Origin of the sequence: Streptomyces sp. NPDC046925 (assembly GCF_040644915.1) — a bacterium.
GTDB lineage: Bacteria > Actinomycetota > Actinomycetes > Streptomycetales > Streptomycetaceae > Streptomyces.
Genome location: NZ_JBEYWZ010000003.1, coordinates 976624 through 999184, shown reverse-complemented (window position 1 = coordinate 999184; position 22561 = coordinate 976624). Strand labels below are relative to the sequence as shown.

At 71.3% G+C, this 22561-nt stretch carries 19 protein-coding genes; 17 read left to right on the top strand and 2 right to left on the bottom strand.

Annotated elements, in window-relative coordinates; genetic code table 11:
- Positions 1-10: 10 nt before the first annotated feature.
- The 8 genes from ABZ906_RS17695 to obgE all read left to right on the top strand — a co-directional run bounded on the left by ABZ906_RS17695 (position 11) and on the right by obgE (position 10699).
- Entirely contained in the window at positions 11-493 is a 483-nt protein-coding gene (locus tag ABZ906_RS17695; protein WP_361383286.1) for a GNAT family N-acetyltransferase, read from the top strand.
- 69 nt (positions 494-562) lie between these two features.
- On the top strand, positions 563-1810 hold the full coding sequence (locus ABZ906_RS17690; protein ID WP_361382963.1) for a hypothetical protein: 1248 nt from the start codon (positions 563-565) through the stop codon (positions 1808-1810).
- Positions 1811-1856: 46 nt separating this feature from the next.
- Positions 1857-2660 carry a TIGR03936 family radical SAM-associated protein gene (locus ABZ906_RS17685; protein WP_361189043.1) on the top strand — a complete coding sequence of 268 codons (804 nt, stop codon included), beginning with the start codon at positions 1857-1859 and terminating at the stop codon, positions 2658-2660.
- 236 nt (positions 2661-2896) lie between these two features.
- The gene (locus ABZ906_RS17680; protein ID WP_361382960.1) at positions 2897-6832 is read left to right on the top strand and encodes an Rne/Rng family ribonuclease; all 3936 of its coding nucleotides are present in this window, start codon (positions 2897-2899) and stop codon (positions 6830-6832) included.
- Between the two features lie 189 nt (positions 6833-7021).
- Positions 7022-8383, top strand: a complete 1362-nt coding sequence (locus tag ABZ906_RS17675; RefSeq protein ID WP_361382957.1) for a phospholipase D-like domain-containing protein — start codon at positions 7022-7024, stop codon at positions 8381-8383.
- 166 nt (positions 8384-8549) lie between these two features.
- On the top strand, positions 8550-8870 hold the full coding sequence (gene rplU / locus ABZ906_RS17670) for a 50S ribosomal protein L21 (protein WP_055566950.1): 321 nt from the start codon (positions 8550-8552) through the stop codon (positions 8868-8870).
- Positions 8871-8884: 14 nt separating this feature from the next.
- The gene (rpmA, locus tag ABZ906_RS17665) at positions 8885-9139 is read left to right on the top strand and encodes a 50S ribosomal protein L27 (protein ID WP_030564037.1); all 255 of its coding nucleotides are present in this window, start codon (positions 8885-8887) and stop codon (positions 9137-9139) included.
- A gap of 120 nt (positions 9140-9259) precedes the next feature.
- Complete coding sequence (gene obgE, locus ABZ906_RS17660; protein WP_361189051.1) at positions 9260-10699, top strand: GTPase ObgE; 1440 nt, start codon at positions 9260-9262, stop codon at positions 10697-10699.
- A 133-nt stretch (positions 10700-10832) separates the two neighbouring features.
- On the opposite strand, the gene ABZ906_RS17655 is transcribed toward obgE, so the two are convergent.
- The gene (locus ABZ906_RS17655) at positions 10833-12929 is read right to left on the bottom strand and encodes a hypothetical protein (protein ID WP_361382954.1); all 2097 of its coding nucleotides are present in this window, start codon (positions 12927-12929) and stop codon (positions 10833-10835) included.
- Positions 12930-13202: 273 nt separating this feature from the next.
- Here ABZ906_RS17655 and proB point away from each other — a divergent pair, with 273 nt between their 5' ends.
- From proB to ABZ906_RS17630, 5 genes are all read left to right on the top strand, one after another.
- Positions 13203-14330 (top strand): glutamate 5-kinase, encoded by a 1128-nt coding sequence (gene proB, locus ABZ906_RS17650; RefSeq protein WP_361382951.1) that lies wholly within the window; start codon positions 13203-13205, stop codon positions 14328-14330.
- 223 nt (positions 14331-14553) lie between these two features.
- Positions 14554-15036 carry a hypothetical protein gene (locus ABZ906_RS17645; protein WP_361189056.1) on the top strand — a complete coding sequence of 161 codons (483 nt, stop codon included), beginning with the start codon at positions 14554-14556 and terminating at the stop codon, positions 15034-15036.
- A 74-nt stretch (positions 15037-15110) separates the two neighbouring features.
- A complete protein-coding gene (locus ABZ906_RS17640; RefSeq protein ID WP_361382948.1) occupies positions 15111-16421 on the top strand; it encodes a glutamate-5-semialdehyde dehydrogenase in 1311 nt (436 codons plus the stop codon).
- A gap of 66 nt (positions 16422-16487) precedes the next feature.
- Positions 16488-17066, top strand: coding sequence for a hypothetical protein (locus ABZ906_RS17635; RefSeq protein ID WP_361382945.1), 579 nt, complete (start codon positions 16488-16490; stop codon positions 17064-17066).
- Positions 17067-17145: 79 nt separating this feature from the next.
- Positions 17146-18213: a hypothetical protein gene (locus ABZ906_RS17630; protein WP_361189063.1), complete on the top strand. Its 1068-nt coding sequence runs from the start codon at positions 17146-17148 to the stop codon at positions 18211-18213.
- A gap of 61 nt (positions 18214-18274) precedes the next feature.
- Here ABZ906_RS17630 and ABZ906_RS17625 read toward each other — a convergent pair whose 3' ends face one another.
- Positions 18275-19387, bottom strand: a complete 1113-nt coding sequence (locus ABZ906_RS17625) for a M48 family metallopeptidase (RefSeq protein ID WP_361382942.1) — start codon at positions 19385-19387, stop codon at positions 18275-18277.
- Positions 19388-19486: 99 nt separating this feature from the next.
- Between ABZ906_RS17625 and ABZ906_RS17620 the strand changes: the two genes are divergently transcribed.
- The 4 genes from ABZ906_RS17620 to ABZ906_RS17605 all read left to right on the top strand — a co-directional run bounded on the left by ABZ906_RS17620 (position 19487) and on the right by ABZ906_RS17605 (position 22518).
- A complete protein-coding gene (locus ABZ906_RS17620) occupies positions 19487-19741 on the top strand; it encodes a hypothetical protein (RefSeq protein ID WP_361383304.1) in 255 nt (84 codons plus the stop codon).
- Positions 19742-19825: 84 nt separating this feature from the next.
- On the top strand, positions 19826-19990 hold the full coding sequence (locus ABZ906_RS17615; RefSeq protein WP_361189067.1) for a hypothetical protein: 165 nt from the start codon (positions 19826-19828) through the stop codon (positions 19988-19990).
- Between the two features lie 106 nt (positions 19991-20096).
- Positions 20097-20735, top strand: coding sequence for a nicotinate-nucleotide adenylyltransferase (gene nadD / locus ABZ906_RS17610; protein ID WP_361189070.1), 639 nt, complete (start codon positions 20097-20099; stop codon positions 20733-20735).
- A gap of 16 nt (positions 20736-20751) precedes the next feature.
- Positions 20752-22518, top strand: coding sequence for an LCP family protein (locus tag ABZ906_RS17605; RefSeq protein ID WP_361382939.1), 1767 nt, complete (start codon positions 20752-20754; stop codon positions 22516-22518).
- Positions 22519-22561 lie beyond the last annotated feature (43 nt).

Here is a 22561-nt window from a genome sequence, read left to right as displayed (position 1 = left end):
CGTCGCCGCGATGGAGGAGTTCCGTGCCGAGGGCCGCGGCGGCGATGACGACGACACCACGCTCGGCCGCACCCTGCGCGACTACGGCGACAAGTGGCACGACCCGGTGGTCTTCGAGCGTTATGTGGCCGAGGTCAAGGACGCCGTACATCCCGCCGAGCCGCTCTCCGTCCCCGTGACGACCCTCTGGTACGCGGACGGCAGCAACTACTTCGGCCGTCTCGCCATCCGCCACAACATCGCCACGCGCTTCCTGCGCGAGTACGGCGGTCACATCGGCTACGACGTACGCCCCTCCGCCCGCCGCCGCGGCCACGCCACGGCGATGCTGATCGGCAGCCTGCCGCACGCCCGCGCGCTCGGCCTGACCTCGGTCCTCGTCACCTGCGACACCGACAACACCGGCTCGCGCAAGGTGATCGAGGCGGCGGGCGGCGCGTTCGATGACGAACGCGGCGGAAAGCTGCGTTACTGGATCCCGACCGGCGACTGACGGCGACTTACGGCGACCGACCGCCGCCCGGACCGAACCAGCACCCGCCACCGACGCGTCTAGGACGGCATGGACCTGGAAAAGCGGCCCCCGCTCGACGAGCGCGGGCCGGAGCAGCCCCCCGCCGCACCACCACCGCAGGCCGAGGGCTGTCTCGCCGTCGCGATCCGCATCCCGGTGCGGATCGTGGTGCTCGTGCTCGTCGTGCCGGTGCGCCTGGTGTGGGACGCGCTCGCCGTGTGCGGCCGTTTCCTGTACCTGAGGGGACTGCGGCCCGTGGGGCGCGCGTTCGCCTGGCTGGGCCGGACGCTGATCGTGACGCCACTGAAGTGGCTGATGGAGCGCGTCATCACGCCGATCGCGCTCGGCGTCACCACCGTCACGGAGTGGCTGCTCAAGGCGGTGTTCGTGTGGCCGTGGGTGGGGCTCTGGCGCTATGTGCTGGTGCCGGTCGGCAAGGGGCTGGCGTGGCTCGGGCACGTGCTCCTCGTGATTCCCGCCGTGTGGCTGTACGCGTCCGTCCTCACGCCGGTCGGGCATGCGATCGCCTGGCTCGCGCGGGGCATCGCCGCGGGGGCCACGGCGGCCGGGCGCGGCATCGGCGCCGCTCTGGTGTGGCTGCTCAAGGCGGTGTTCGTCTGGCCGTGGGTGGGGCTTTGGCGCTATGTGCTGGTGCCGGTCGGCAAGGGGCTGGCGTGGCTCGGGCACGTGCTCCTCGTGATTCCCGCCGTCTGGCTGTACGCGTCCGTCCTCACGCCGGTCGGTCACGCGATCGCCTGGCTCGCGCGGGGCATCGGGGTGGTCCTCGGGACCCTGGGGCGCTGGATCTTCGTCGTACCCGCCGTCGCCCTGTGGCGCTGGGTGCTCGCGCCCGTCGGGCGGGGCATCGCGGTCGTCGCACGGGAGATCTCCGACGCACTCGGACACGCCTGGCGGATCGCCGGACACATTTCGCTGGTCGTGGGCCGCTTCCTCGGCAGGCTCCTGAGGTGGCTCTTCGTCGACCCCGTGCGCTGGGTGTACCGCGCGGTCCTCACTCCCGTCGGCCACGTCTTGCGTGACGGGGTCTGGCGCCCCGCGGCACAGGCCGTCAAGGACGCGGGCCGCGCCACCCGTCAGGCCCTCGCCGCCGCCCGCCAGAGCGTGCGGGAGGCGCGGGCCGACGTACGGCGGATGCTGTTCGGGGCGCCCAAGGAGCGGGTCCCGGTGGGGGCGGCCGCGGCGGAGCCCGTGGCGGTGCCGGTGGCCCGGCGGGAACCGGACACGCCGGGGACACGTACTCTAGGTAGCAGTACGACCGCACTCACGAAGGACTAGAACACTGGGCAAGCGACAGCCCGTAGGCCCGCCGCCCGCTCCCGCGGTGCAGCGCATCCGACTGCGTTACACCAAGCGCGGCCGCCTCCGGTTCACCAGCCACCGTGACTTCCAGCGCGCCTTCGAGCGGGCGCTGCGCCGCGCCGAGGTGCCCATGGCGTACTCGGCGGGGTTCACACCGCACCCGAAGGTGTCGTACGCCAATGCCGCACCCACCGGCACGGGCAGTGAGGCCGAGTACCTGGAGATCGCGCTCACCGAGCCGCGTGACCCCGACAAGCTGCGCGAGCTGCTCGACGAGTCGATGCCGACCGGCCTCGACATCGTCGACGCCGTCGAGTCCCGCACCTCGGGACTCGCCGACCGGCTCACCGCGTCCGTCTGGGAGCTGCGCCTGAACGGCGTGGAGCCCGCCGACGCACAGCGTGCCGCCGAGGCCTTCCGGGCCGCGGAGACCGTCGAGGTCCAGCGGCGCACGAAGAACGGCATGCGGACGTTCGATGCCCGCGAAGCCGTCGTGAATCTTGAGTCCATCGCCTCTGACGAGGCGATTGCTCACGACGCTGATAGGCCGACCGACCAGCCCTGTGCGATACTGCGGCTGGTTGTTCGGCACGTGACACCTGCCGTACGACCCGACGACGTCCTGTCCGGCCTCCGAGCTGTTGCCGACCTGGCGCCGCCGGTCCCCGCAGCGGTGACCAGGCTGGCGCAGGGGCTTCTTGACGACGAGACCGGCACGGTGACCGACCCGCTCGCGCCCGACCGCGAGGCAGCCACGACCCCGCTTCAGAACCAAGGGGCCGCCGCAGCCGCCGCGAAGACGCCGGCGACGGAAGGTCCCGCGTAGGGACGCGCGTCGAAGCGCCGCCCTCGTACTCGGGAGCCACCTGGGTCGGGCAGCGCACTGACCGAGACTTTCGCCAGGCCGTCCGCATTTGGGCGTACGGAACCGGCGAGACAGACACATAGAGCTCCCGTGCGGCGCCCACGCCCCCGGATGGCGGCCCCGCGTAGGTGAGCGAGAGCCGCGGACATCACCGGACAAGGCGCGGCGCCCGGGAGCGTGACGGGAGAACCGCCCGCATGCTTGAGCCGAACGAACCCACTGAGGGCTCGGACAACAACACACCCAGCGACACCCTGCCGCCGCGCCGCAGGCGCCGTGCGGCGTCGCGGCCCGCGGGACCGCCCGGTGGAGCCGCCGAGGGCACCGCTCCGGCCATACCGGCCACCCCCGCCGCCGAAGAGCCCGCCAAGGCCGCCGCTCCGGAGCCGGAGCCCGCCGAGGAAGCCGCTCCCGCCCCGCGCCGCCGCCGTGCCACCCGTCGCGCCTCGGCTCCCGCCGGTGCGCCGCAGGGTGCCGAGACCGTCGCCGAGACGCCCGCCGAGGCCCCTGCCGCCGAGCCTGTCGCGGCCGTGGCCGAGACCGCCGCCGAGCCCGCCGAGGAAGCCGCTCCCGCCCCGCGCCGCCGTCGTGCCACGCGCCGCGCCTCGGCTCCTGCCGGTGCGCCGCAGGGTGCCGAGACCGCCGCTGAGACGCCCGTGGCCGCCGAGACCGCTCCTGAGACCGCCGCCGAGACGCCCGCCGCCGAGGCCGCGCCCGAGGCGCAGCCGGAGTCCGGTGACGCCGCCCCGCGCCGCACCCGCCGCCGCGCGACCCGTGCTTCGTCCGCGCCCGCCGCCGAGGCCGCTGCCGCCACTGAGCCCGCCGAGGCTCCCCAGGCCGCCGCCGAGCCCGCGGAGAGCGCACAGACCCCCGACGCCGAGCCCGCCGAGGCCGCCGAGGACACAGCGCCCCGCGGACGCCGGCCCCGCCGTGCCACCCGCAAGGCCGCCGCCGGATTCTCGGCGCCCGCCCCGTCCCGGGCCCGCAAGGCGCGCGCCGGTGACGCCGACGACGACTCCGGGCGCAAGCCCGCGCGGCCCGCCGTCGCCGTCTTCCAGGCGCCGGTGTTCGCCGAGCCGATGTTCCAGACCCCGGAGCGCGCCGCTGCCGCTGCCGCCGCCGAAGCGGCCGACGAGCCCGTCGAAGAGGTCGAGGCCGAGCAGCCCGTCGCCGCCGCACCGGTGGCGGAGGAGGAGACCGGGCCGCGCCGTCGCCGCCGCCGTCGGGCCACCGACGAACAGCCCGCCGCCGAGCGCGAGCCCGCCAAGGCCGCCGCGCAGCCCGCCGAGGCCGAGGCGCCCGAAGCCGAAGAGGCCGAGGACACCGCCGCGGAGAACGACAACGACGAGTCCGACGACTCCGGTGAGCGCCACGGCCGCCGCCGTCGTCGCGGTGGCCGTCGCCGCCGCCGCGGTGAGTCCGCCGACGACTCCGGCGACCAGCAGGAATCCGACGCCGATTCCGAGACGGACGCCGCCGAGGACGCCAAGGCCGCCGACGACACCGAGGACACCAAGGACGCCGCCGAGTCCGACGAGGACGACGACAACGGCGCGGGCGCAGGATCGAGCAGCAGCCGTCGCCGTCGTCGCCGTCGCCGTCGCGCCGGTGACTCCGGTGACGCGGACGCCGGTGACGGCGACCCGGAGCGCACGGTCGTCAAGGTCCGTGAGCCGCGCAAGAAGGAAGAGCGCGAGCCCGGCACCGGCGCCGACGAGGTCCAGTCCATCAAGGGCTCGACGCGTCTCGAGGCCAAGAAGCAGCGCCGCCGCGAAGGCCGCGAGCAGGGCCGCCGCCGCGTCCCGATCATCACCGAGGCCGAGTTCCTGGCGCGCCGCGAGGCCGTCGAGCGCGTCATGGTCGTCCGCCAGAACGGCGAGCGCACCCAGATCGGCGTCCTCGAGGACAACGTGCTCGTCGAGCACTACGTCAACAAGGAGCAGGCCACCTCGTACGTCGGCAACGTCTACCTGGGCAAGGTCCAGAACGTGCTGCCGTCCATGGAGGCCGCCTTCATCGACATCGGCAAGGGCCGCAACGCGGTGCTCTACGCCGGTGAGGTCAACTTCGAGGCGCTCGGGATGGCCAACGGCCCCCGCCGCATCGAGTCGGCCCTCAAGTCCGGCCAGTCGGTCCTCGTGCAGGTCACGAAGGACCCGATTGGCCACAAGGGCGCCCGCCTGACCTCGCAGGTCTCGCTGCCCGGCCGCTATCTGGTCTACGTGCCCGAGGGCTCGATGACCGGCATCAGCCGCAAGCTGCCCGACACCGAGCGCGCGCGTCTGAAGACGATCCTCAAGAAGATCGTCCCCGAGGACGCGGGCGTCATCGTGCGCACGGCGGCCGAGGGCGCGAGCGAGGACGAGCTGCGCCGTGACGTCGAGCGTCTCCAGCAGCAGTGGGAAGAGATCCAGAAGAAGGCGAAGGCGGCCTCCACGAGCTCGCCGAGCCTCCTGTACGGCGAGCCGGACATGACCGTCCGTGTCGTCCGCGACATCTTCAACGAGGACTTCTCGAAGGTCATCGTCAGCGGTGACGAGGCCTGGGAGACCATCCACGGATACGTCTCGCACGTCGCCCCCGACCTGGCCGACCGCCTCTCGCGGTGGACGTCCGAGGTCGACGTCTTCGCGACGTACCGGATCGACGAGCAGCTGGCGAAGGCCCTGGACCGCAAGGTCTGGCTGCCCAGCGGCGGCTCGCTGGTGATCGACAAGACCGAGGCGATGATCGTCGTCGACGTCAACACCGGCAAGTTCACCGGTCAGGGCGGCAACCTCGAAGAGACCGTGACGAGGAACAACCTCGAAGCGGCCGAGGAGATCGTGCGCCAGCTGCGCCTGCGTGACCTCGGCGGCATCGTCGTCATCGACTTCATCGACATGGTGCTCGAGTCCAACCGCGACCTGGTCCTGCGGCGCCTGCTCGAATGCCTGGGCCGTGACCGTACGAAGCACCAGGTGGCCGAGGTCACCTCGCTGGGTCTCGTGCAGATGACCCGCAAGCGGGTCGGCCAGGGCCTCCTGGAGTCCTTCTCCGAGACCTGCGTCCACTGCAACGGCCGCGGCGTGATCGTGCACATGGAGCAGCCGGCCTCCGCCGGTGGCGGCGGCAAGCGCAAGAAGCGCGGGCGCGGCGGCTCCGAGCAGGGTCATGACCACACGCACGAGCACGAGGGCCACGAGACCTCAGGGACCGCGGACGAGGCGGAGACCGAGACCGAGGCCGAGGTCGCCGCGGAGGCCGCCGCCCCGCTGGCGCTCCCCGCGCCCGAGTTCGTGCCGGACGAGGAGCTCTACAGCAGCGCCTCCGAGGCCGAGGCCGCGGCGTCCCGCGGTGGCCGCTCGCGCCGCAGGGCGACCCGTCGGGCCTCGGCTCCGGCCGGCGCCCCGAAGGCGGAGGCCGCGCCCGTCGCGGAGTCCGCCCCGAAGCCGGAGAAGGCAGAGAAGCCGGCCAAGGCGGAGAAGGCCGAGAAGAAGCGGTCCAAGTCCCGGCAGGCCGCAACGGCCGAGGCTCCGGCCGCCGAGGACCCGGTCGTCGAGGCGCCTGTCGTGCCCGCCGAGGAGGCTGCCGTCGTCGACGCCGCTCCCGAGGCGCCCGTGGACGACGCGGCCCCCAAGGGGCGTACGCGCCGTCGTGCGACCCGCAAGGCCACCGCGCCCGCGGGTTCGCCGAAGGCCGAGCCGGAAGCCGCCGAGGTGATCGTCGCCGAGGCGCCCAAGGCGGAGCCCGTCGCCGAGCCGGTCGCGGCCGAGCCGGTGGCCGAGGCCACCGCCGACGCCGCCCCGGCCCGTCCGCGCCGCCGTGCGGTCCGCAAGGCCACCGCGCCGACCGCGTCCGCCGAGGCGGCCGTCCTGGTCGTCCCGTCGGCCGAAAAGGCGGCTCAGGCCCCGGAGCAGCCCGCGGCGGACGCCGACGCGCCCGCCGAGGAAGCCGCTCCGGCCAAGAAGACGGCGCGCAAGACCGCCGCCAAGAAGGCGCCCGCGAAGAAGGCGGCCGCCAAGAAGACCGCGGCCAAGAAGACGGCCGCCAAGAAGACGACGGCCAAGAAGGCGTCGAAGACGACGAAGAAGACCGCCGCGGCGGAGCAGGCGCCGGCCGGCGTCAAGGCCTCCGCGGCCGACGAGGGCTGACCCCCTCCTTCGTAGTCCGTACGTATGTCCGGGTGCCCCCGGTGCGGTGATCTCACCGCGCCGGGGGCATCTCGTTGGTGGAACTTGGAACACAGTGAAGTACCTGTAAAACTCATGCGGTTGATGAACAGGCACGTGGCCGTGGCGTCTGGGGAGACGTTCCGGTCACGTCAGGGGAGGGGTTGGACGATGGCGCACGGTCGCCTGAGAGGCACGGGACGTCACCGTGCCCAGAAACCGGTCAAGGGCGGACGCCAGGCCGTCGCACTGGCCACGATCCTGTCGGCGGCGGGCATCCAGACCGTCAGCGCGGCGGGGACGGCGGGAGCGGCGGGGGAGGCCGAGGCCGATCCGCCCCTCACCGAGGCGCCGATCTTCAACGATCCGCTGGGCACCTCCGAGCAGCAGTACGCGATCAGGACGCGCCTGATCGAGCTGACGAACACCGCGGTGCCGGGATCGACCATCAAGGTCGCCGTCTACCACGTGTGGGAGGCCTCGGTCGTCGACGCGCTCGTGGCGGCCAGGAACCGCGGCGTGCACGTGCAGATGGTGCTCGACGAGACCAGCAGGAGCGACCGCCCCACGAACACCTCGTACGGCAGGCTCGCGACGGCACTCGGCACCGACAGGAGCAAGTCGTCCTTCGTGACGCTCTGCCCCGCGGACAAGTCCTGCCTGGGCGATCCGAAGTACGGCAAGTCGATCATGCACAACAAGTTCTGGCTGTTCTCGCAGGTCGAGGGCGCCAGGGACGTCGTCGTGCAGACCACGTCGAACTCGACGCCCTCCGCGCACACGAAGTTCTTCAACGACGCGCTGCAACTCCCGAACAACCCGACGATGTACGAGGCCTACGCCGACTACTTCGCCGACATGATCCGCAAGGACTGGCGGAACTGGGACTACCGCACGGTCAGCGACGGCCTCTACAAGGCGTACTTCTTCCCGCGCTCCGGCACGGTCAACGAGACCGACACGATGTACTCGGTCCTGAACAACGTGCAGTGCAATTACAAGGACGCGGCCGGGGTGGCCCGGCACACGAACGTCCGCGCCTCGATCTTCAAGATCACCCGGAAGCAGATCGCCGACAAGCTCGTCTCGCTCAAGAAGGCGGGCTGCACGGTGAGCATCCTCTACGCCGAGACCGACAGCGCCAAGAGCCAGGGCGGCACCCCCGGCACCTGGGAGGCGCTGCACAAGTCCGGCGGGCCCACGATGCGCTGCTACAACGACGACCGGGACCCGCTGCACCCCGGCACCAAGCTGGTGACGCCCTACATCATCCACTCGAAGTACCTGCTCATCGACGGCAAGTACGACGGCAAGCAGAACAAGATCTCCTTCACCGGCTCGCAGAACTACACGGCGCCCGCCCTGCGCGAGAACGACGAGGCGATCGTGAAGGTCGACGACGATTCGGTGCACGACGCGTACCGCCAGCACTTCGACCGCGTACGGGCCGTGGCCTGGCCGGGCAAGGCCGACACCACCGATCTGTGCAAGGGTGTCAAGCCTCTGCCGCCGGACGGCGAGAAGCCGGTTTGACCCTTCCGGGTGAGCCCCGTAATCTTGACCGTCGGCGTGTCAATAGACGCGTCCTATCCCCGTAAACCTGATTTCCTTCCGGCGCCCCCGGCGCTCGGAAGAGGCCGACCGCGCATGCGGGCGGCTGGACTGCGGGGGTCCCGTTCCGAGCGAGAGAGAGATCCGCGTGTACGCCATCGTGCGCAGCGGTGGTCGCCAGCACAAGGTTGCTGTCGACGACATCGTTGAGGTTGACAAGATTTCCACTGCCAAGGTTGGCGACACGGTCGAGCTCTCGACCCTGCTCGTTGTCGACGGTGACGCCGTGACCAGCGACCCGTGGGTCCTGGCGGGCATCAAGGTCCAGGCCGAGGTTGTGGACCACCACAAGGGCGCGAAGATCGACATCCTTCGCTACAAGAACAAGACCGGCTACCGCCGTCGTCAGGGTCACCGTCAGCAGTACACGGCGATCAAGATCACCGGTATCCCCACGGCTGCGAAGTAAGGGACTGAGACAAGATGGCACACAAGAAGGGCGCATCGTCCACTCGGAACGGGCGCGATTCCAATGCTCAGCGGCTCGGTGTGAAGCGCTTCGGCGGTCAGACCGTCAACGCCGGTGAGATCCTGGTCCGCCAGCGCGGCACCCACTTCCACCCGGGCTCGGGCGTCGGCCGCGGCAAGGACGACACCCTGTTCGCGCTGGACGCCGGTGCGGTGGAGTTCGGCACCCACCGTGGCCGCAAGGTCGTGAACATCGTTCCGGTCGCCTGAATCAGGCTTCCGTAGAACAAGGTTCTTCGCGAGGGCGGACCTCACTTCCCTGTCGGGAAGCGGGTCCGCCTTTCGCGTGTTACTAGATAGACATTCCGTAAGTTTCTGGAGGCACATCCCATGACCACCTTCGTGGACCGCGTCGAGCTGCACGTCGCCGCGGGTAGCGGGGGCCACGGCTGTGCCTCCGTCCACCGTGAGAAGTTCAAGCCGCTCGGCGGCCCGGACGGCGGCAACGGCGGCCGTGGCGGTGACGTGATCCTGGTCGTCGACCAGTCGGTCACGACCCTGCTCGACTACCACCACTCCCCGCACCGCAAGGCCACCAACGGCGCCCCCGGTGCCGGTGACAACCGCTCCGGCAAGGACGGCCAGGACCTGGTCCTGCCCGTGCCGGACGGCACCGTCATCCTCGACAAGCAGGGCAACGTCCTGGCCGACCTGGTGGGCCAGGGCACGACCTACGTCGCTTCGCAGGGCGGCCGCGGCGGCCTGGGCAACGCGGCGCTCGCCTCCGCCCGCCGCAAGGCGCCCGGCTTCGCCCTGCTGGGCGAGCCCGGCGACGCCGGTGACGTCGTCCTCGAACTCAAGACGGTCGCGGACGTCGCCCTGGTGGGCTACCCGAGCGCGGGCAAGTCCTCGCTGATCTCGGTCCTGAGCGCGGCCAAGCCGAAGATCGCGGACTACCCCTTCACGACGCTGGTCCCCAACCTCGGCGTGGTCACGGCGGGCTCGACCGTCTACACGATCGCCGACGTGCCGGGCCTGATCCCGGGCGCGAGCCAGGGCAAGGGCCTGGGCCTGGAGTTCCTGCGGCACGTCGAGCGGTGCAGCGTCCTGGTGCACGTCCTGGACACGGCGACCCTGGAGTCCGACCGTGACCCCGCCTCCGACCTCGACATCATCGAGGAGGAGCTGCGGCAGTACGGCGCGGGCCTGGAGAACCGTCCGCGGGTCGTGGTCCTCAACAAGATCGACGTACCGGACGGCCAGGACCTCGCGGACCTGGTCCGCCCCGACCTGGAGGCCCGCGGCTACCGCGTCTTCGAGGTGTCGGCCGTGGCGCACAAGGGGCTCAAGGAGCTCTCCTTCGCGCTCGCCGAGGTCGTGGCCGCGGCGCGTGCCGCCAAGCCCAAGGAGGAGGCGACCCGTATCGTCATCCGGCCCAAGGCCGTGGACGACGCGGGCTTCACCGTCAAGCTCGGCGACGACGGCATCTACCGCGTGCGCGGCGAGAAGCCGGAGCGCTGGGTGCGGCAGACCGACTTCAACAACGACGAGGCCGTCGGCTACCTCGCCGACCGGCTGAACCGCCTCGGCGTCGAGGAAGAGCTGATGAAGGCGGGCGCGCGCACTGGCGACGGCGTCGCCATCGGCCCCGAGGACAACGCGGTCGTCTTCGACTGGGAGCCGACGGTGATGGCCGGCGCGGAGATGCTCGGCCGTCGTGGCGAGGACCACCGCCTCGACGCGCCCCGGCCCGCCGCCCAGCGCCGCCGGGACCGGGACGCGGAGCGGGACGAGGCGGAGCAGGCGTACGACGACTTCGAGCCGTTCTAGGCGGGAGCGCCTTGAGCGGTGCATGAGAAGGGCCCCCGGAGCTCTAGCTCCGGGGGCCCTTCTGTCTGTCGTACACCGTGCGGGTGCGTGGGGGCTTGTCGCGCAGTTCCCCGCGCCCCTTACGGGCCGCCCCTTACGCCGTGACGGAGTCCTCTGCGCCGTTCGGGTTCGGTTCCGTCGGGTCGGATTCCATTTCCTCCGCTGCCTCCTCCGCGGCGCGCTGGCCGGGGATCTCCGCGTCGATGCGGGTGGCCATGCGGATGCGCCGTTCGTCGGCCTTGGCCGAGAGCGCGAGGGCCGCCTCGTTGAAGCGGACCAGCGACGGCGGGTCCGAGGGGCCCAGGAGGTGCTCCTTGAGGGCTGCACGGGCCTCGGCGTGCGTGTCGAGCTCCGGGGAGCGCACGGCCTCCAGGAGCTCCGGGACGCCCTCGGCGGTCGGCGAGAGGATCGCCGCCGCGCTCACCGTCGGGAAGCCCGCGCGGAAGTCCGCCTCGGACATGCCGGACGTGTTGGCGACCGCGTACGGCTTCTCGCTCGTCAGCCAGTCGGAGACGACCGAGGAGACATCGCTGATCAGCAGGTCCGCCTGGTTGAAGCAGGAGAAGATCGCCGGGCGCGCGGTGGTGATGATCTGGTGCTCCCACTCGGGGAACGACGCCCAGTACGCCGCCTCCCACGCCGCCGTCGCCTCGGCGACGGCCGCCTGCTGGTCGCCGTCCGGCGTGCCCTGGAGCATCATGCGCTCCATCTCGTCCACGCTCTTGCGGAACGCGGTCGAGGTCAGCCGGTCCAGGTCGGCGGTGCGGCGCGCCAGCTCGGCCAGGGCGTCCTGGCCGGGACGCTCGCCGGAACGCTTGACGGCGGCCTCACGGATCATCGTCTTGATGCGCTCGTTGGCGGCGCCCGCGCGCGGGTCCTGCGAGCCGGTCATCGGGTGCGGCTTGTAGATGAGCCGTACGCCGGGGTCGGCGAGGAGGTGCCGGACGATGTTCTCGCCCGCGAGGGTGACCGACGTGTTGCCGGGGTTGCCGTCCCAGCCCTCCCAGGTGGGGGCGTACAGGACGGTCGTGAACGCGCCGGTGGGGGCGCCCGTGGAGCGCAGGATCGGGGACAGCTGGGGGCGGCCGACCTCGACCACGTCCTTGTCCTCGACGCCGACGTCGGCGGCCTGGTAGCGGTCGCGCGCGGCGGGCCCCGCCACCCACACCTCGTCGTACGCCTTCGCGTACGGGTTGCAGGAGGACAGCTTGTCGCTCTCGCCGTGGTTGATGAAGGCGTGCTTGATCGTGGGGATGCGCAGGACCTGCGAGGTCTTCGCGGCGTTCGCCGGGTGCAGCATCATCTTCAGCGTCGAGGTCTCCAGGGAGAACATCGTCGCGACCTTCGGGAAGCAGATGATCGGGACGTCCGTCGCGTCGATCTTCTGCACCATGAAGCGCTCACGCAGCACGATCAGCGGGTTGCCGTCGAGCTTGGAGAGCGTCGAGAGCCACATGTTCGCCTGGTACGCGGACGTCGAGCCGCCCGAGAAGTACATGGCGACGGACGGCTGGTAGTCGGCCAGCCAGTTGTCCAGCCACTCCATGACCTTCTGGTCGTTCTTCGCGCGCTTCTTGGGGAGCAGCCAGGTGGCGAGGTAGATCGCGCCGAGGCCCATCAGGGCGATGGAGATCCCCAGGCCGATGCCGCCCCAGTACGCGTCCGTGGTGCCCGCGGTGGCAAGGAGGCCTGCCGTGGCGGGGATCGAGAACGTCAGGAGGCGGTGGGCCTGGCGGCGCGAGAGGATCCGCGGCGGGGCCGCCGTCAGGTGCAGCGCGGACGCGTCGATGTTGCGCGTGACGATCGGCAGCTGGCGGGCGCGGCGCACCAGTATGGCGGTGGCCTGGCAGCCGAAGTGCAGGAAGTAGTAGGCCAGCAGCGAGATGGTCAGCGGCGACTGCTCGGCCAGCGGCTCGATGCCGTCGATGCGCAGCAGGCCGACCAGGATCAGCATGTCGCGCAGGAGCTGCCTGACGGTGACATCGAAACGGATCTTGCCAAGGAGGGAGAGGAGCCCCGGCTGCTTGTACTGCAGATAGACGTCGAGCGCGAGGTTCGCCGCGGACGCGGCGATGAACACCGGTACGTACGGGACCAGCGCGCTGACGAGCTGGGCCGTGAAGAGCGCGAACATCGCGAACAGCGCTGTCAGCTGCACGATGCGGCGGGGGGCGAGTCCGGCAGAGGGCACGGGCTTGGGCTCCTGGCGGGGGATCGGATGGGGGGACTGCTCAAACGTCGGGGAAGTCGACCACTGACCGTATGACGTGCGGTGGCCCTGTAGCAATCTTCCGTGACGACAATCACCGGATAAAGGGGCAAAGGTACTGAACCTTCTGGCGTGGTTTTCCCTCGGAGGCGGCTGCGGTCCGTCCCTCGAAATGCGTGGGCACCACACTCGGGCACTGGCGTAGATTGGCTGGTCCGGCAGGGAATGGGATCTTCGGGATCATTGGGGAAGTACGTGGCTGGGGCAAGGCAGGGCATCGCAGGGGCCCACAGGATCGTCGTCAAGGTCGGGTCCTCGTCCCTGACCACCGCGTCGGGAGGTCTGGACGCCGACCGCGTTGACGCCCTTGTTGACGTGCTCGCCAAGAGCCGCAGCGGCGGGGAGCGCGAGGTCGTGCTCGTCTCGTCCGGCGCCATCGCCGCCGGGCTCTCGCCGCTGGGCCTGCGCAGGCGCCCCAAGGACCTGGCGAGGCAGCAGGCGGCCGCCAGCGTCGGCCAGGGGCTTCTCGTGGCCCGCTACACCGCCTCCTTCGCGCGCTACGGCGTACGCGTCGGGCAGGTGCTCCTCACCTCCGACGACATGGCACGGCGCGCCCACCACCGCAACGCGTCCCGCACCCTCGACCAGCTCCTGGCGATGGGCGCGCTGCCCGTCGTGAACGAGAACGACACCGTGGCGACGGACGAGATCCGCTTCGGCGACAACGACCGGCTCGCCGCCCTGGTCGCCCATCTGGTCCGCGCCGACCTCCTGGTCCTGCTCTCCGACGTGGACGGCCTCTACGACGGCGATCCCGCGAAGCCCGGCACCACCCGGATCTCCGAGGTGACCGGTCCCGCCGACATAGCGCACGTCCAGATCGGCAGCGCGGGCAAGGCGGGCGTCGGCACCGGCGGCATGGTCACCAAGGTCGAGGCCGCGCGCATCGCGGCGTCCGCCGGTATCCCGGTCGTACTGACCTCCGCGAGCCAGGCCGCCGACGCCCTCGCGGGCCGCGACACCGGCACGTACTTCCACCGCACGGGCCGCCGCACCGCCGACCGGCTCCTGTGGCTCCAGTACGCCTCCGAGCCGCAGGGCGCGCTCACGCTCGACGACGGGGCCGTGCGCGCGGTCGTCGAGGGGCGCAAGTCGCTGCTTCCGGCCGGGATCGCGGCGGTCGAGGGCGACTTCGCGGCGGGCGACCCCGTCGAGCTGCGGGACACCGCGGGGCGTGCCGTGGCGCGCGGCCTGGTGAACTTCGACGCCAAGGAGCTCCCGCAGCTCCTCGGCCGTTCCACCCGGGAGCTGGCACGCGAGCTCGGACCGGCGTACGAGCGGGAAGTGGTGCACCGCGACGACCTGGCCCTGCTGCACGGCTGAGCCCCTCGCGTCCCCGCGTCGGGGGCTCTGCTCTCCCCGGCGTCACGGCGGCCCCGGTGGCCCCCGGCCGAAAACAGGCGCGAACGCCGGGCGCCGACCGGCCCCTGCGAGGTGAAACTCCCCAAAACGGCCCCGCGGGGGCGCTTGGCCTGCTCAACTTTGTTCCAGACACTTCCGTACGACCATTGCGTATCCGCACCACCATTGCGTAGAGGAGGCCGTCGTGAGACGAGTGCGCCCGGGAGCGTCGTCCCGTGCGCCGGCCGAGCGGTCCCTGACCAGCGTTGCCGCGGGGGCGACGTACACCGGTGACACGCGAGCGGCGGGCGAGACGGACGAGAGCCGGGAGGGCAGGACGGCGGACGTGCCCCGTCTTTGGCACGTCACCCTCAGCGTGTCGGGGGCGAAGGCCCCGCTGAACGAGGTCAGGCGCGGCCTGGAACAGCTTGCGCACGACCATCCCTTTCTGCTGACCAGCAGGTATGCCCCCGACCACGCGGAGATCCGGTACTGGGAAGAGGCCCGCGATCTGCACGACGCCGCCGCGGTCGCGCTCCGGCTCTGGGGCGAGCACCGGCAGAGCGCGCAGCTCCCGCCGTGGGAGATCGTGGGGCTCGAAGTCATCGACCGCGACACCTACCACCACCGGATCGCGGAGGGGTACGGTCCGCTTCCCGCGACCCCCGTGGGCGTGCACCCTTTTTGAGCCGACGTGAGAGCGCCGGTCTCGGCTGCTGAAACGGCGGGTGGACCACGCCCGGCCCGCATTACGCTGCGGGCATGACGTCCCTCCCTCCGCTGTTCTCGGGTCTGCCGTACGACAACCTCTCGCCCGTCGCCCAGGCCGCCTACCGCGCCCGCGGTGCCGCCGCGACGCTCGCGCCGCTGCCGCGCGCCGCCAAGGACGACGCGCTCCTGGCGATCGCCGACGCCCTTGAGGTGCGCACCGCCGAGATCGTCGAGGCCAACGGCAAGGACACCGCCCGCGCCCGCGAGGCCGGGACCAGCGAGTCCATCGTGGACCGCCTGACGCTCACCCCGGAGCGGGTCCGCGCCATCGCCGCCGACGTGCGCGACGTGGCGGCGCTGCCCGACCCCGTCGGCGAGGTCGTCCGCGGCTCGACCCTGCCGAACGGCATCGACCTGCGCCAGGTCCGGGTGCCCCTCGGCGTCGTCGGGATCATCTACGAAGCCCGCCCGAACGTCACCGTGGACGCCGCCGCCCTCTGCCTGAAGTCCGGCAACGCGGTGCTCCTGCGGGGCTCGTCATCGGCGTACGAATCGAACACCGCGCTCGTCCGGGTCCTGCGCGACGCCGTCCACGGAGCGGGTCTTCCCGCCGACGCCGTCCAGCTCGTGCCGGGCGAGAACCGCGACTCCGTGCGCGAGCTGATGCGCGCCCGCGGTCTCGTCGACGTCCTCATCCCGCGCGGCGGCGCCTCGCTGATCAAGACCGTCGTCGAGGAGTCCACCGTCCCGGTCATCGAGACCGGCACCGGCAACTGCCACGTGTACGTGGACGCCGACGCCGACCTGGAAATGGCCGTCGACATCCTCATCAACTCCAAGGCCCAGCGCCCCAGCGTCTGCAACGCCGCCGAGACGCTCCTGGTGCACGCCGACATCGCCGACGCCTTCCTGCCGCGCGCCCTGGACGCCCTCGCCGAGGCCGGGGTCACGGTGCACGCCGACGAGCGAGTGATCGGGTACGTGGAGAGCGCAGGCGGCTCGAAGGCCACCGTCGTGCCCGCGACCACCGAGGACTGGGAGACCGAGTACCTCTCGTACGACATCGCGGCGGGCATCGTCGACTCCCTGGAGCAGGCCGTCGAGCACATCCGCCTGTGGACCTCCGGGCACACCGAGGCGATCGTCACCACCTCGCAGCAGGCCGCGCGCCGCTTCACCCAGCTCGTGGACTCCACCACGGTCGCCGTGAACGCCTCCACGCGCTTCACGGACGGCAGCCAGTTCGGCTTCGGCGCCGAGATCGGCATCTCCACGCAGAAGCTGCACGCGCGGGGCCCGATGGGCCTTCCCGAGCTGACGTCGACGAAGTACATCGTCACCGGCGACGGCCACACCCGCTGAATTCCCGCACGGGCTGAATTCCCTTACCGTCTGCCCAGATTGCCCCTTCCGGTCTACGCTGGAAGGGTGCCGGAGGACGTGGGGGGCACGCCGTCGTTTCCCGACGGCTGGGAGCCCGACGACGACCGCGACCACGGGGGTGCGGACGAAGAGTTCGCCTCCGTGGTCTTCGACGAGGACTTCGTCCAGTCCGCCAAGGTTCATGAACCCACCGCCGTGGAGCGGCTGTTGGCCGCCGCCCAGGCGCGCGCCGAGGCCTCCGAGGCGGAGAACCGCCGGGCCCGCACCCGCGGATCGGGCCGTGAATCGCCGGAGGACGACCTCTACGACGAAGGCTTCGGCCCCGACGACAGCGGCGACTTCGGCCACGACCCCGACCTCGACGACGTGTACGAACGGGAGTTCACCGAGGACGGGTACGGCCGCAGGGGCGGCTACAAGAGCCACAACCGCTGGCACCGCCCCGTCGCCTGGATGCTTGCCCTCGTGATGGGCATCGGCATGGTCGCGCTCGCCTTCGCCGCGGTCTACCGCGGCGCGTCGACGGGCCGCCAGGACCCGATCCCGCCTCCCGTGTCCACGGAGCCGTCCGCCTCCGCGGAGTACGGCCCGCCGCCGGTGTCCGCGTCGCCGCGCGTTCCGTGAGAAGTCATCAGAAGAACTTGTCGGAACTTGTCGTGTACCAGGGCGTTTACCCGACGGCGCGGAGACCTACCCTGAAGGTATGGGCGGGCCAGGAGAACCACCTGAGGGGACACCCGAGGGCGCTCCCGCGGGCGGTGAGGACGAGTACCGATCCGTCGTCTTCGACGAGTCGTTCGTCCGCGCCGCGCGGCTCCAGGAGTACTCCGCACAGGAGCGCATGAGTGATCACACGCATGCGGTGCGGCGCCTGCCCGCGCGCCACCGGCACCTCTCCAAACAGGCCGTGATCCTCGTCCTGCTGATCGCCGTCGCCTTCGGCACCGCGATCTACATGGGCGTACGCCACCCGTACCAGACCCCGGCCGAATCACGCCCCGAACCGCTGCGGATGACGGTCATACCGCTCGCCCCGCCGGGGGCCGTGCCCGGCGCCGAGAAGCCGGCCGATCTGTTCGCGCACAGCCCGGCCGCGCAGTTCCGGGTGGGCGCTTCGGGCATCAACCTCCCGTCCGCGCGGCGCACTTCGCACTTCTCGGACGGCCAGGTGATGACCGCGCTGACCACCGCCAAGGACTATCTCGTCGAATCCTCGCTCGACCCGGACGTCCTCACCGGCGGCACCGTCCGCTCCGCGCGGATCCTGCTCGACCCGCGCCAGCTCGACCAGTTCGACGACAGCTTCGCGCACCCGGAGGCGGACGGGCGGCACGCGCCCACCGGCTGGCTGGTGCGCTTCGACCCGACGAAGACGGCCCTGGCCTCGACCGGCATCCGCGTCCACGGCACGCTGCACGCCACCGAGACGGACAAGAACACCCTCGAAGTGACCACGGACCACACCTTCGTCTACGCCCTGCGCCCGGCGGGCAAGGGGGAGCACGTCAAGGCCTCGCTGTTCACCGTCCGCCGCGAGCTGCAGTTCCGCTTCGACCGCGACGACCTGCGCATGCGCCAGGCCGAGCTGCTCGTGTCGTACATGCAGGCGGGCCCGCTCGCCTGCTCCGCCGACGCCGTCAACCAGCTGCGGCCGCTGCTCGCGGGCCAGAAGGCGAAGGCGGGCGGCCCCGCGGGCACCGACCCGTACGCGACGGGTAATGCCACGGCGCTCTGCGGCTCGCTCGCGGCGGCCGCCCAGCCTTCGCTCTAGCGGCCGCCCAGCCTTCGCTCTGAGGTGTCTGCCCGGCTCCCAGGCGTCTGCCCGGCCGGGGCTACTTCTCCTCGGCGGGGCCGCTGCCCTGGTCGCCGCCCGGCCGGCCGTTCTGCCCGGTGAACTTCCCGCGCAGCTTGCCGCCCAGGTCGCCCGCGCCGCCCGCGATGTCGTTGACCAGCTTCATCAGCGGGTCCTTGCTGGTGCGCATGTCGTCCGCGTAGCTGGAGGCCGACTGGCGGAAGGAGTCCGACACCGAGGTGTCCTGGTCCTCGTCGCGCCGGGGGTAGTGGCCGTCCATGATCCGCTGGTAGTCGCGGGTCGCGGCCCACTTCTTCAGCTCGGCGGCGCGCACGGTGGTGAAGGGGTGCGTACGCGGCAGGACGTTCATGATCTTCAGGACCGAGTCGCGCAGGTCGCCCCCGGCCTCGTACTCCTCGGCCTGCTCCAGGAACGCGTCCACGTTCATCTCGTGCAGGTGATTGCCGCCCGCGATCTTCATCAGGCCGCGCATCGACGCCTTGAGGTCCTGGCCCACCAGGAGCCCGGCGCGGTCCGCCGAGAGCTCGGACTTGCGGAACCACTCGCGCAGAGCGGTCACGATCGCCATGATCGCGAGGTTGCCGAGCGGGATCCAGGCCACCTTGAGGGCGAGGCTGGTGAGGAAGAGCAATATCGTGCGGTACACCGAGTGGCCGGAGAGCGCGTGGCCCACCTCGTGGCCGACGACCGCCCGCATCTCCTCCTCGTCGAGCAGCTCGACCAGGCCGGTGGTCACCACAATGATCGGCTCGTCCAGGCCGATGCACATCGCGTTCGGGTTCGGGTCCATGTTCACGTACATCGGCGGGACCTTCTCCAGGTCCAGGATGTAACAGGCGTCCCGCAGCATGGTGTTCAGGTGCGCGAACTGCGCGTCGGAGACCCGTACGGAGTCCGAGAGGAACAAGAGGCGCAGGCTCCGCTCGGGGAGCAGCCCGCTGAGCGCCTTGAAGACGGTGTCGAAGCCGCTGAGCCTGCGCAGGGCCACCAGGGCGGAACGATCCGCCGGGTGCTCGTACGCCCGTGACGAGATACCGGGAAAGCGCCTGCGCTGCCTGCTCGGCACGTTCTCGTGGCCGCCGTCCCGCTCGTGGCCACCGTCGTGCCGGCCGTGGTCGTTGTCGTCGGTCATTCCCCATCCCCCATGCTCGTCCAGTCATGCCCCCGAGGTGGGTCCCAGCCTAGGCGGAGATACCGTGACAGGGCAGCACAGCGAATGGAGTCGCCCCTCATGGCCGTCATGGAGCACAGCGCCGCAGCCCACCACTGGGTCACGGAGGCGGCCGCCCTGGCCGCCAAGGAGCAGGGGGCGGGCAATCTGCTGCGTGTCGTGCTGATCGTCATGGTCGTCGGCTGCGTGCTGGTCGCGTGGTTCCTGCTGCGGGGCTACCGCCAGGGGGCGGACGCCGGGCACAAGGCCTCCGAGAGCGGTGAGAACCGTCCCGGCAAGAGCGGCGACGACGACCGCGCGGACCGGAACGGCTGAGTCGGCGTGAGCTCTGCCGGTGCCCCCGCATACGATGGCCCGGAAGTCTTTGTCCCGCCCACCTCCGGATAGGTCTTGCCGACGATGAGCCTCCACAGCACCGCCGCCCAGCTGGTCACTCTCGCCTCCGAGGGCGGCGAGCACGGTGGCCGCCACGAAAGCCTCAGTCCTCTCCTCACCGGCGGTGGCGCGTTCGTCGTGCTCATGCTGCTGCTGTGGCTCACCACGCGCTTCAACCGCGACCGCTGAGCCCGTCCGCCGCGACCGCTGAGCCCGTCCGCCGGGACCGCTGAGCCCGTCCGCCGAACGGACGCTGAAACAGAGCCCGTCCACCGGGCCGGTAGGGTCTGCACGCATGGGAGAGCAGGACATGCCTACCGGTCCCGGTACCGGCCCGGCCAGCAAGGGCAAGCGCCGCCTGGGCGTCATGGGCGGAACGTTTGACCCGATCCACCACGGACACCTGGTGGCGGCCCAGGAGGTCGCCGCGCAGTTCCACCTCGACGAGGTGGTGTTCGTGCCGACCGGGCAGCCCTGGCAGAAGAGCGACAAGACGGTGTCCCCGGCCGAGGACCGCTATCTGATGACGGTCATCGCGACGGCCGAGAACCCGCAGTTCTCGGTGAGCCGCATCGACATCGACCGCGGCGGCCCGACCTACACGACGGACACGCTGCGCGATCTGCGCACGCTCAATCCCGACACGGACCTCTTCTTCATCACGGGCGCCGACGCCCTCGGCCAGATCCTCACCTGGCGCTACACCGATGAACTGTTCTCCCTTGCGCACTTCATCGGGGTCACCCGGCCCGGCCACACGCTGACCGACCCCGGGCTTCCCGAAGGCGGTGTCTCCCTCGTGGAGGTCCCCGCCCTCGCCATCTCGTCCACGGACTGCCGTGCGCGGGTCGCCAAGGGGGATCCCGTCTGGTACCTGGTGCCGGACGGTGTGGTGCGTTATATCGACAAGCGCGAGCTGTACCGCGGCGATTGAGCCGAGAGGGGCACCGGTGAACGACCGACAGTACGACCCGTATGCGGGCGGCGACCCGTACGCGGGCGAGTACGCGGCTGACCAGTACCAGGTCGTCGGGTACGACGAGTACGGCCAGCCGGTGTACCAGCAGGTGCAGCCCTCGGCTTCGTACGACCAGTACGGGGCCCAGGCCCAGCAGCAGCATCAGCAGCCCCAGCAGCCTCAGGGGTATGGCTACGACCCGTACGCGACGGGGCAGCAGGCGCCCGTTCCGCCGTACGACCCGGCGCACACCTCGCAGCCTTCGTACGACGCCGACCCGTACGGCACCTACGGCCAGCAGCAGCCTCAGCAGGCCCCGCAGCCCCAGCCCCAGTCCCAGCCGCAGCACCAGCCGCAGTCCCAGCACCAGCCGCAGGCCGCCCAGCAGACCGAGACCGGCTGGATTCCGCAGCAGTCGCGCCAGCCGGAGCCGGAGCCGGAGTCGGGGCCCGAGCGCGAGGCCGAGCCCCGGCGTGCGCCGGAGCGCGATCCGGCGTACGAGACCCAGCAGTTCTCCTTCATCGAAGAGCCGGACGAAGAGTCCGAAGACGTCATCGACTGGCTGAAGTTCACCGAGAGCCGCACCGAGCGGCGCGAGGAGGCCAAGCGGCGCGGGCGTTCCCGGGTGGTCGCCCTCGTCGTGGTGTTCGCGCTCGTGATCGCGGGCGGCGTCGGCTACCTCTGGTACGCGGGCAAGCTGCCCGGCCTGTCGGACGACGCGTCCGGCGACGCCGCCGCGGCCGCCGGACCGCAGAACCGCGACGTGATCGTCGTCCACCTGCACAACACCAAGGGGGGCGGCACCTCCACGGCGCTCCTGGTGAACAACACCACGGCCAAGCGCGGCACCACCGTCCTGCTGCCCAACTCCCTCTCCGTGACGAACGACGAGGGCGCGGGCACGACGCTCGGCAAGTCCGTCGACGACGACGGCTCGACCGGCACCCGCGAATCGATCGACAGCCTGCTCGGCACGCAGGTCGAGGGCACCTGGCGGCTCGACACCCCGTACCTGAACAACCTCGTCGAGTTGGTCGGCAACATCGACGTCGACACGGACGCCGACGTGCCCGACCCCAAGGCCAAGAAGGGCCAGGCGCCCCTCGTGAAGAAGGGCGAGCAGCAGACCCTGAGCGGCCCGATGGCCGTCGCCTACGCCACCTACCGCGCGTCCGGCGAGTCCGAGACGGCCCAGCTGACCCGGTTCGGGCAGGTCATGCAGGGTGTCCTGCGCAAGCTCTCGTCCGACCCGCAGGCCGCGACGACCACCGTCCAGTCCCTCGCCCAGATCCTGGACCCCTCGCTCAAGGAGCAGGACCTCGGCGCCTTCCTCGCCAAGCTCGCCGACCGTGCCAAGGGCGGCGACTACGCCACGCAGCTGCTCCCGGTCCAGCAGGACGGGACGCTCTCGGAGAAGGCCGGGGCGAGCGTCGTCAAGAGCGTCCTGGGCGGCGCGGTCAAGAACCCGGAGAAGGGCGCGGCCGTACGGGTCGGCGTCAAGAACGCGTCCGGGACCAAGGGCGCCGGGCAGGAAGCGCGGATCTCGCTGGTCAACGGCGGCTACACCTTCGTCGACAGCGGCGCGGGCTCGTCCGCCCAGCCGACGTCGCAGGTCACCTACGCCGACGCGGACAAGAAGGCGCAGGCCGTCGAGGTCGCCAAGACCCTCGACCTGCCGGACAGCGCGGTCCGCAAGGGCAAGACCGCGGCCAACGCGGACGTCTCGGTCGTCCTCGGCCAGGACTACAAGACGGGATGACCGCACCCGCCCCGGCCGGGGCTCTTCCCGGCCGGGGTGACGC

Excerpts from the sequence above, each read along its gene's own strand:
- ABZ906_RS17695 (WP_361383286.1), top strand. The coding sequence starts at position 11 with ATGGAGGAGTTCCGTGCCGAGGGCCGCGGCGGCGATGACGACGACACC.
- ABZ906_RS17690 (WP_361382963.1), top strand. The coding sequence starts at position 563 with ATGGACCTGGAAAAGCGGCCCCCGCTCGACGAGCGCGGGCCGGAGCAG.
- ABZ906_RS17680 (WP_361382960.1), top strand. The coding sequence starts at position 2,897 with ATGCTTGAGCCGAACGAACCCACTGAGGGCTCGGACAACAACACACCC.
- ABZ906_RS17675 (WP_361382957.1), top strand. The coding sequence starts at position 7,022 with ATGGCGCACGGTCGCCTGAGAGGCACGGGACGTCACCGTGCCCAGAAA.
- rpmA (WP_030564037.1), top strand. The coding sequence starts at position 8,885 with ATGGCACACAAGAAGGGCGCATCGTCCACTCGGAACGGGCGCGATTCC.
- obgE (WP_361189051.1), top strand. The coding sequence starts at position 9,260 with ATGACCACCTTCGTGGACCGCGTCGAGCTGCACGTCGCCGCGGGTAGC.
- ABZ906_RS17640 (WP_361382948.1), top strand. The coding sequence starts at position 15,111 with ATGACGTCCCTCCCTCCGCTGTTCTCGGGTCTGCCGTACGACAACCTC.
- ABZ906_RS17630 (WP_361189063.1), top strand. The coding sequence starts at position 17,146 with ATGGGCGGGCCAGGAGAACCACCTGAGGGGACACCCGAGGGCGCTCCC.
- ABZ906_RS17625 (WP_361382942.1), bottom strand. The coding sequence starts at position 19,387 with ATGACCGACGACAACGACCACGGCCGGCACGACGGTGGCCACGAGCGG.
- ABZ906_RS17620 (WP_361383304.1), top strand. The coding sequence starts at position 19,487 with ATGGCCGTCATGGAGCACAGCGCCGCAGCCCACCACTGGGTCACGGAG.
- ABZ906_RS17615 (WP_361189067.1), top strand. The coding sequence starts at position 19,826 with ATGAGCCTCCACAGCACCGCCGCCCAGCTGGTCACTCTCGCCTCCGAG.
- nadD (WP_361189070.1), top strand. The coding sequence starts at position 20,097 with ATGGGAGAGCAGGACATGCCTACCGGTCCCGGTACCGGCCCGGCCAGC.